The sequence below is a fragment of the Microcystis sp. M169S2 genome (genome assembly GCF_020245865.1).
GTDB lineage: Bacteria > Cyanobacteriota > Cyanobacteriia > Cyanobacteriales > Microcystaceae > Microcystis > Microcystis ichthyoblabe_A.
Genome location: NZ_JADBUB010000196.1, coordinates 1 through 8,949, shown reverse-complemented (window position 1 = coordinate 8,949; position 8,949 = coordinate 1). Strand labels below are relative to the sequence as shown.

The 8,949-nt window shown below is 44.6% G+C and carries 5 protein-coding genes and 1 pseudogene; 3 read left to right on the top strand and 3 right to left on the bottom strand.

Going from position 1 to position 8,949, the window contains the following annotated elements:
- Positions 1-10: 10 nt before the first annotated feature.
- The 3 genes and pseudogenes from IM485_RS18560 to IM485_RS18550 all read right to left on the bottom strand — a co-directional run.
- Positions 11-376, bottom strand: a pseudogene (locus IM485_RS18560) (ISL3 family transposase); the annotation flags it as partial.
- Positions 377-589, bottom strand: a complete 213-nt coding sequence (locus tag IM485_RS18555; protein WP_133164165.1) for a hypothetical protein — start codon at positions 587-589, stop codon at positions 377-379.
- A gap of 484 nt (positions 590-1,073) precedes the next feature.
- Positions 1,074-2,438: an SUMF1/EgtB/PvdO family nonheme iron enzyme gene (locus IM485_RS18550; protein WP_287744895.1), complete on the bottom strand. Its 1,365-nt coding sequence runs from the start codon at positions 2,436-2,438 to the stop codon at positions 1,074-1,076.
- 263 nt (positions 2,439-2,701) lie between these two features.
- Between IM485_RS18550 and IM485_RS18545 the strand changes: the two genes are divergently transcribed.
- The 3 genes from IM485_RS18545 (at position 2,702) to IM485_RS18535 (ending at position 8,599) form a co-directional block, all read left to right on the top strand.
- Positions 2,702-4,162: an efflux RND transporter periplasmic adaptor subunit gene (locus IM485_RS18545; protein WP_287744892.1), complete on the top strand. Its 1,461-nt coding sequence runs from the start codon at positions 2,702-2,704 to the stop codon at positions 4,160-4,162.
- A gap of 223 nt (positions 4,163-4,385) precedes the next feature.
- Positions 4,386-7,451, top strand: a complete 3,066-nt coding sequence (locus IM485_RS18540; RefSeq protein ID WP_287744889.1) for an efflux RND transporter permease subunit — start codon at positions 4,386-4,388, stop codon at positions 7,449-7,451.
- A 155-nt stretch (positions 7,452-7,606) separates the two neighbouring features.
- Positions 7,607-8,599 (top strand): aldo/keto reductase, encoded by a 993-nt coding sequence (locus IM485_RS18535; RefSeq protein ID WP_104397386.1) that lies wholly within the window; start codon positions 7,607-7,609, stop codon positions 8,597-8,599.
- Positions 8,600-8,949: the final 350 nt, after the last annotated feature.

Here is an 8,949-nt window from a genome sequence, read left to right as displayed (position 1 = left end):
TTATGCTAAATCAACATACAAGATGCCAAGATAACATACTTCTAACCCAAAAATTCCGAAAGTTTCTAAAGCCATAGCCTCTCCGTTTTATTAGTTTAAGTTTATTGTTGATTCCCTCGACCACCCCATTCGTTGTCCTTCACTCGAAATAACTAATTATTTCTCCAAACCAGTTTCGGATTGTTTGACAACTCTTGGTAAAAATACTGGAGGATTTTGCCAACCATTCTGAGATAGATAGCAGTCCTTCTATCGGATTCTCTGAGGTTTTATAAATCTTTCTAAATTCTTCCTTTAATTCCTGCATCTTTTTCAAATTTGTCAAATTTTCTTTGATAGCTTCTAGTTTGAGTTTTTGGGGTTCGGTTAAATCTTCTCAGTTATTTCTCGGCAGCAATACAAAGATTTCCTTAGGTAAGCTCATCAATCTTTTGGATACAGCTTGCTTACTTACTTTTAGAGGTTCTACCCAGAGTAATCCTTCCTCTTTTAAGACTCTTACAGCTTCACTTAATCCCGCTATCTGACGATAGACTAAGCTTACCAATAAGGCGACCACCACGGGTAAGGTTAATAATCTATCTCTCATGATTTTTTCATGATTTCCTCGCATATATTTTAGCGGCGTAAATAATCTTGGCTTTAGGTATTTTTTAAGTTCTTCTATTACTTGTGGGATTTCTGGGCTTGGGCATTGATGTGGTCGCCGCAAATCTGGATTCCCCTGTTTTCTCGGTCGTTGCTTAGAGCGCTTTTTCACTGACCCACCTCTGACTTCCCCGCCTTATTTTACCATTTTTTACTTCCTTCCTCTTGGATAATCAGCTACTTTTTATAATTAAGCTTCTTGCTTAAGTTGACACCAATGATCGCGTGCGCCCAACCCCCACCAAAAAACCCCAAAAAACCCCAATCCCGTGATTAACCCGATTATTGCCGGCGGGCGAACGCAGTTCGATAAACTCACTGACCACAGTTCGCCCCTACAAAATCGACCCGCCTAAGGGCGGGAAAGAAAAGAAAAAAGAAAAAATAGGGAATAAGGGTAAAAAGGGAAAAAAAGGGGAAAAGGGTTACAGAGTCCTCCCAGCACCGCACACCACCCGAAAACCGTCGTCGCTGTAGCTGTCGGGGCGGTCGCTGCAGAGGCGTAAAGCAGAACGGCAGACATCCGGATTGCTGCACCAAGAACCGCCCCGCAGAGGAGAACAATTATCATCCCCATTTTTTATCCAGACACTGCCATCCCTCGGCGCACGGTCATAATTATCGTGCCAGGTATCGGCGCACCATTCCCAGACGTTCCCGTGCATATCGTAGAGTCCGAAGGCGTTTGGGGGAAACTGTCCCACGGGAGTCGTTTCTTCTCGATATTCTCCCTTCGCTTCCCCGGCGTAGGTTTCGCTGGCACGGTAGTTGGCCAATTCCCCCGTAATGGTTTCCCCAAAGTAGAATGGGGTAGTGGTTCCAGCACGACAAGCATATTCCCATTCCGCTTCACTCGGTAGTCGGTATTCCCTTCCGGTCAGCTTCGATAATCTTGCACAAAATTCGATCGCATCGTACCAGTTGACTTGTTCGACGGGTAGCTCATCCCCTTTGAAGTTAGAAGGGTTTGTCTCCAGGTCGATGTCTATTTTAGCGGTTGCGGCGATCGCTTTCCACTGGGACTGGGTGATGGGATAACGTCCCATGTAGAAAGAAGAAACGGTTACTCGATGTTGAGGTCTTTCCCATCTAAATCCGTCCAGGTTAAATTTTTTCACCAGTCTTTCGATTTCCTCATCTTCTGTTCCCATCAGGAAAGTTCCCCCCGGAATGGCAACCATTTCTAAGGTGATGTCGTTGCCCAGATCTTCCCTGAAATATTGGGACTGTTTCGACTCTTTTTTGATTTGCTCACCCTTCGCATTTACTCCCACGATCTCAAAGTTAAATACTGATAACGGTTGTTTTGGCTCTTCTGGAACGATTACCGGTTGTTTTGGCTCTTCTGGTTCAAGCTTGAACTGATAGCCAATTGCTCTTTCTAGTTGCTCAAATCCGTCTTCTTCCCAATAATCAAGCCGGTGAATATCTCGCAGATTCAAGCCAACTTCTGACATTCGCAGATCAGGAATTTCGCATTCTTCTAACCTCATGGGAATAAAAAAAATTGTCCCCGGTAGCATCTCTCCCAAGGTATCAAGTGCAATCCTCAACTCCCGTTGGATGTATCCCTGTTTATTAGCCGATTTCCCTGACAGACAGGCGAGAAAAATCTGACTAGCTTTAATCGCTTTCGGAATTTCATCTCGCCAAATTTGACCCGGAATCAGGTCTTTTTTATCCAACCAAGGTTTATATCCCGCTTGCTTAAGGCGGTTATACAGTGTCAAAACTGCTGGTTTGTCCTCACTGGCATGGGCCAAGAAAATTTGGATCTCTGACTTTTTCATAACTTTTTCTTATGACCACAAGTAGGGGAGAGCCAGATTAACTGGCAGAAAATCTCTAAATAAACCATTTAATTGATTATTACTCATTCTTAATTCTCCTGTCTCGGAGTCTCCTAACTACTGATTCCTCACCAACCAGGACAATTTGGGATTTTTACAGCAAGTCCACTTTCTCACTTTCCCCACCCGCGACCTTTTTCCGTTAGATTATAAATGGATACAAAACTTAACATTTTATCCAAAATCTACCGAGAGGGCAGATCGTGCGGCCAGATACCCTAGAAAATAACCAGCATTCAGCCGATAATTCGCTAGTTCCCGAAGTTATCGCATTTAAACCCGAAATTGAGCCAGAGAAACCCGAATACTCGCCAAAACCGACAAAAACCAACTCGTGGCTATCGGGAGGAAAGGGTTTATTTATCGGTGTGGGATTAGGGGTTTTATTGACCCTAGGGGCGACTCGTTTCGCTAATCGACCCCAAACAGCCCAAAACCCCAATACTCAGCCCGTAGCGGCAAAAAATGAGGCACCAGCACAAACAGTAACCACCACTAGGGTAGAATCCACTCCCGTGGCCCGCACCCTGAAAGCGACTGGAAGCGTGGCAGCCGATGAATTAATCCCGATTCTTTCCCAAGCGACAGGACTACAAATCAAAGAAATCTTTGTCGATGAGGGTGATATCGTTAGTCAAGGTCAAATTTTGGCTCGTCTCGATGATACCGTCCTACAAGCGCAATTAACCCAAGCACAGGCTAATGTCGCCCAATCCCGAGCGCGTTTGGCAGAATTGCAAGCGGGGAGCCGTAAAGAGGAGATCGCTAGAGCTAAACAAACTATTCAACGCATAAAAGCTGAAATTAGTCAAGCTCAATCGGATTGGGATTTGGCTAAAAAACGGGTCCAGAGAAACCAAAGTTTAGAAGCGGAAGGAGCGATCGCCCGGGATCGTCTCGATGAAGTCCTCAACGAAGAAAGAAACAAAGCGGCGATCGTACAACAGACCCAATCTCGTTTAGGAGAAGCAGAGCAGCAACTGGCACAATTGCAAGCCGGCAACCGTCCCGAAGTGATTGCCCAAGCTACAGCCCAATTAACGGAAGCTCAAAGCCGTTTAGCCATTGTTAAAGCCCAATTAAACGAGACGCGCCTGATTTCTCCGGTCAGTGGCAAAATTGCCGAAAGAAATGGCCGCATCGGGGACACCACCAACGGTCAAAATGCTCTCTTTAAAATCATCGAAAATGGCCGTTTAGAGCTAAGATTGCGGGTTCCTGAGAATCAATTGCCCTTAATCCGCGTCGGAGCGCCCGTTACTATCACTTCCGATGCTAATACCAGTTTAAAATTATCGGGACAGGTGCGCGAAATTAATCCCATCGTCGATGAGGCATCCCGTCAGGCAACGGTTAAAGTCGATTTAACCGACAATAGAGGATTAAAACCGGGGATGTTTTTACGAGGTGCGATCGTGACGAATACTAGCAATAGTTTAACCGTCCCCATGACCGCAGTTTTACCTCAAAAAGATAATCAAGCTCTAGTTTATTTAGTGGAACCTGATAACACCGTTACCGCCAAAACTGTGCAATTAGGTCAAATTATGCCCAATAACCGCGTGGAAATTCTCACCGGTTTACAAGCGGGCGATCGCATTGTGGTCAAAGGGGCAGCCTATCTCGGTGATGGCGACAAAATTACAGCAATCAGCGATCAGTAATCAGTAATCAGTGATCAGTAAACAGTAATCAGTAATCAGTGATCGGTGAAAAGACAGTAGCAAACTGCCATTTGATCAGGCTCACTTAATATATACTGCTCACTCAAAACTTAAAACTTAAAACTCAAATCTGATAACTGATAACCGGTAACTGAAAACTCACATCTGGTAACTGATAACTTACCCACTGATAACTGATAACTGATAACTGATAACTGAAATTATGGCTTTTAATATTTCTAATTGGTCTATCAAAAATCCCATTCCGACGATACTGATCTCCCTAGTTATGGCCTTAATGGGATACATTGCCTTTCTAGGATTAGGGATCGATCGCTCTCCTAATATTGACATTCCGGCCGTGATTATCACCGTTAATCAACCCGGCGCAGGTCCAGAGGAATTGGAAACCCAAGTCACCAAAAAAGTCGAGGATGCGGTGGCTGCTTTGGGTAATATCGATCAAATTACTTCTACCGTTAACGAAGGCAGCAGCACCACCACCGTTAACTTTATCCTTGGCACTAACAGCGATCGCGCTACCAATGATGTACGCAATGCCATAGCGCAAATTCGGCAGGATTTACCCCAAGATACTAATGATCCCATTGTCCAACGTTTAGAATTTGCCGGGGGTGCGGTGATGAACTATACCATCTCCTCCCCGAAAAGATCGATCGCCGAATTAAGTGATCTAGTTGATCGTCAAATTGGCCGCGCTTTAACGGGAGTGCCGGGGGTAGCACGAGTCGATCGCGTTGGGGGAGTCGATCGAGAAGTGCGTGTAGATTTAGATCCCGGTCGTCTGATCGCCTACGGTATCACGGCCACGGCGGTTAATGACCAAATTCGCAGTTTTAATATTAATTTACCCGGAGGGCGATCGGAAATCGCCGGCAGTGAACAAACTGTCCGCACCCTCGGCAGCGCTGAAACGATCGAAGATTTAAGAAATTATCAAATCTCTTTACCTAACGGTGATAGCGTCCCCTTAAGCAATTTAGGGACAGTTAGCGATAGTTCCAGTGATCCTCGACAAATGGCCCTCTTAGATGGGCAGCCAGTGGTGGGTTTTTCGATTTTACGGGGGACTGGCAGCACCTTGGTGACGGTAGAAACAGCAGTACGTCAAGAAATCGAGAATTTAAAGAAAAAACTGCCCGAAGATATTAAATTTCAATTAATTTTTACCCGTGCTGACTCAATTCGTGCTAGTTACGAAAGCCTTCTTAGCGATCTCCTGATTGGTTGTATGATGACGGTGATCACGGTGGGTCTATTTTTAGGCAATTGGCGCGCCACGATTATCACGGGTTTAGCCCTGCCTTTGTCGATTTTCCCGACTTTTTGGGTGATGCAGTCCCTAAATTATACCCTTAACGGCATGACCCTACTGGCGTTAGCTTTAGCTTTGGGTAATCTGGTGGATGATGCGGTGTGTATGGTGGAGGACATCGATCAACATTTAGCTATGGGTAAAAAACCCTTGCAAGCGGCTTTTGATGCCTCAAAAGAGATTGGATTAGCCGTTTTAGCCAGTGCAGCGGCAATTATGGCGGTATTCCTGCCAGTTGCTTTTATGGGCGGTGTGCCGGGGCAATTCTTTCAACCTTTCGGCGTTACGGTGGCGGTTTCTACCCTATTTTCCAGTTTGATCGCTGTCACCGTCACCCCGATGTTAAGTGCCTATATTCTACAGCCGAAAAAGCTCAAAACCGGTGATAATAATCCCTCCTCGCGCCCCCGTTTTCGTCCCTACAAAAGTTTGTTAACTTGGGCTTTACGTCATCGAATCCTGACTTTATTGGCGGCTTTGGCCTTTTTTATCGGTAGTTTACAGTTAGTTCCCTTGATTCCAAAAGGGTTATTTAGTTCTGGGGATACTGGATTAAGTACCATAAGCCTAGAATTGCCTCCCGGTGCGACTTTGAATGATACTGTTGCCGTGGCCAATCAGGTGAATAGTTTACTGCAAAAAAATCCCGCCGTCGCTAATGTTTTGGCTATTCCGGGAGATTCGGGACGGGTAAACACGGGGTTAATATATGTTAATTTAGTTCCTAAGGAACAGCGATCGCTAACTCAACGGCAATTCGAGGAACAAACCCGCCGGGATTTCCAGAAGATACCGGGGGCAAGAGTGACTTTTCGGGCGCAGGGGGGAGCAGGAAGCACTAAGGATGTCGCTATTATTTTAAAAAGTGAAAATGGCGATATTTTAACCCAAACTGCCCAAAAATTAGAGCGAGAAATGCGGGCTTTACCCGGTTTTGTCGAGGTAAGTTCCGGGGTAAGTTTAGTTAAACCGGAGATTATTATTCAACCGGATCCTGTCCGGGCTGCTGATCAGGGAGTCTCGGTCAGAGCGATCGCCCGTACTGCATCTTTAGCTTTAATCGGCGATAATGAGTTTAATTTGGCTAAATTTAACCTTGCTGACCGACAAATTCCCATCCGGGTAAAAATTGCCAACGATGGACGCAGTGAGATAGAAACCCTGCAAAATTTGCGCGTTCCTAGCAGTAATGGGACGTTAGTACCGCTTAACTCGGTGGCGACAATTAGCTTAGGTAGTGGACCTGCGGAAATTCAACGCTTTAACCGTCAACGTCAGGTTAATATTGGAGCTAATTTAGAGGGAGTTTCTTTGGGAAGTGCGGTGACACAAATTCGCGCTTTACCAATCATGAAAAACCTACCCCCAGAGGTGACAGAAGAACCCTTTGGTGATGCTCGTATTATGCGCGATATCTTCGCTCGTTTTTTGGGGGCGTTAAGTTTAGCAATTATTTCTATCTATGGGATTCTGGTCTTATTGTATAACAATTTTCTCTATCCCCTAGCGATTTTAACTTCCCTTCCTTTATCGATTGGTGGTACTTTAATCGCTCTTTTAATTACCCAAAAAGAGTTAGGTTTATACGCTTTAATTGGCATAGTTTTACTGATGGGATTAGTCACTAAAAATGCGATTCTGTTAGTAGATTTTGCCCTGAGTGGCATTGAGGCAGGTAAACCGCAATTTAAGGCGATGATTGATTCGGGAGTCTCTCGTTTACGACCAATTATTATGACCTCCGTTTCCACAGTTGCCGGGATGTTACCGATTGCTTTAGCTTTAGGTGCAGATGGGGAAATTCGCGCACCGATGGCGATTGCTGTTATTGGTGGTTTTACCACTTCCACCCTATTAACTTTGGTGGTTGTACCGGTAATCTTTACTTATATCGATAGTTTTTACTATTGGTTGCGGGGATTATTTGTTAAACAAAAACCCACATCGATTTAGTAGTAATACCGCACAGAAAACGGGTTTCTCGGAGAAACCCGTTTTCTACTCATGCACTCATGCAAAAAGGGGAATAAATAATCAGTCTTTAATAACCAGATTTAGTATAAAATATCTTGCTGAAAGCTTGAGAAAAAACCCAGAGAAACTAACCCATGAATCCCTTGACAGTCACACATCAAAATCTATCCCTTCCCCCCATGGGCTGCGGTACTTGGGCCTGGGGAAATCGTCTTCTCTGGGGTTACGATGAGAGTATGGATAGCCAGTTACAAGCGGTTTTTAATCTCTGCGTCGAGCGGGGTGTCACCCTATTTGATACGGGAGACTCCTACGGCACAGGCAAACTCAACGGACAGAGTGAGAAGCTATTAGGACGCTTTACAGGGGAATATACCGGTTATAACGCTGATCATATCCGTATTGCCACCAAACTCGCCCCTTATCCTTGGCGTTTAACCCGTCATGCCATGGTGAAAGCTTGTCAAGCTTCGGCAACCAGATTAGGCCGCCCGGTGGATTTAGTGCAAATGCACTGGTCAACGGGCAATTATGCGCCATGGCAGGAGGGAGGATTATTAGACGGATTGGGGGATTGTCTGGAAAAGGGGTTAGTTAAAGGAGTCGGTTTATCCAATTTTGGACCGAAAAGATTGAAGTCTGCCTATCAAAAGTTTGCCAGTCGCGGCATTCCTATTACCAGTTTACAGGTACAGTATTCTCTCCTTTCTACCTATCCTCTCACTGACTTAGGATTAAAGGAACTATGTGATCAATTGGGTATTAAAATTATTGCCTATAGTCCCTTAGCTTTGGGGTTATTAACGGGGAAATATCGAGATAATAAAAACTTACCCCCAGGATTACGTCGCTTCCTTTTTGGTCAATTAATTCCCGCTATTTCTCCTCTGATTAGTTGCCTAGAAGTTATCGCCCAAGCTAAAAATAAAACTATTAGCCAAGTTGCCTTAAATTGGTGTATCTGTAAGGGAACAATTCCTATACCTGGAGCTAAAAATGTTCGGCAAGCTGAGGATAATTTAGGCGCTTTAGGATGGAGTTTAGACAGTGGGGAAATAGCAGAATTAGATAAAATTGCCGCCGGTTTGGATAAAAAAATGGTACAAAATATCTTTCAAACTAAGTAGGGTATGCTGAAAAAGTTTGTTGGTGGGGTGTGGAACGAACCACAAAGACACAAAGGACGCAAAGATTGATCGCTTATAAGTTAAACTGATCAGACAAAGAATAAGAGAGCCAATTTCCCCCCGATTACTCGAAGAACTGGCAATTTTTGAGGTTAAAAAAGCCTAAAGATATTATCCAAAAAGGTTTCTAGATTTATTCAGCAAACCCTAAGTAATAGTTACTAATTCTGTACGCAAATATTGCATCTAGAATTAGCTTTGTACGCTTTGACCCGTACTGGGTTAACTACGAACCTCTCTATCGGATTCCCGCTAAAGGCGGCCTCTCCGACTACCTTTCTTCCAATATT

Excerpts from the sequence above, each read along its gene's own strand:
- IM485_RS18555 (WP_133164165.1), bottom strand. The coding sequence starts at position 589 with ATGAGAGATAGATTATTAACCTTACCCGTGGTGGTCGCCTTATTGGTA.
- IM485_RS18550 (WP_287744895.1), bottom strand. The coding sequence starts at position 2,438 with ATGAAAAAGTCAGAGATCCAAATTTTCTTGGCCCATGCCAGTGAGGAC.
- IM485_RS18535 (WP_104397386.1), top strand. The coding sequence starts at position 7,607 with ATGAATCCCTTGACAGTCACACATCAAAATCTATCCCTTCCCCCCATG.
- IM485_RS18540 (WP_287744889.1), top strand. The coding sequence starts at position 4,386 with ATGGCTTTTAATATTTCTAATTGGTCTATCAAAAATCCCATTCCGACG.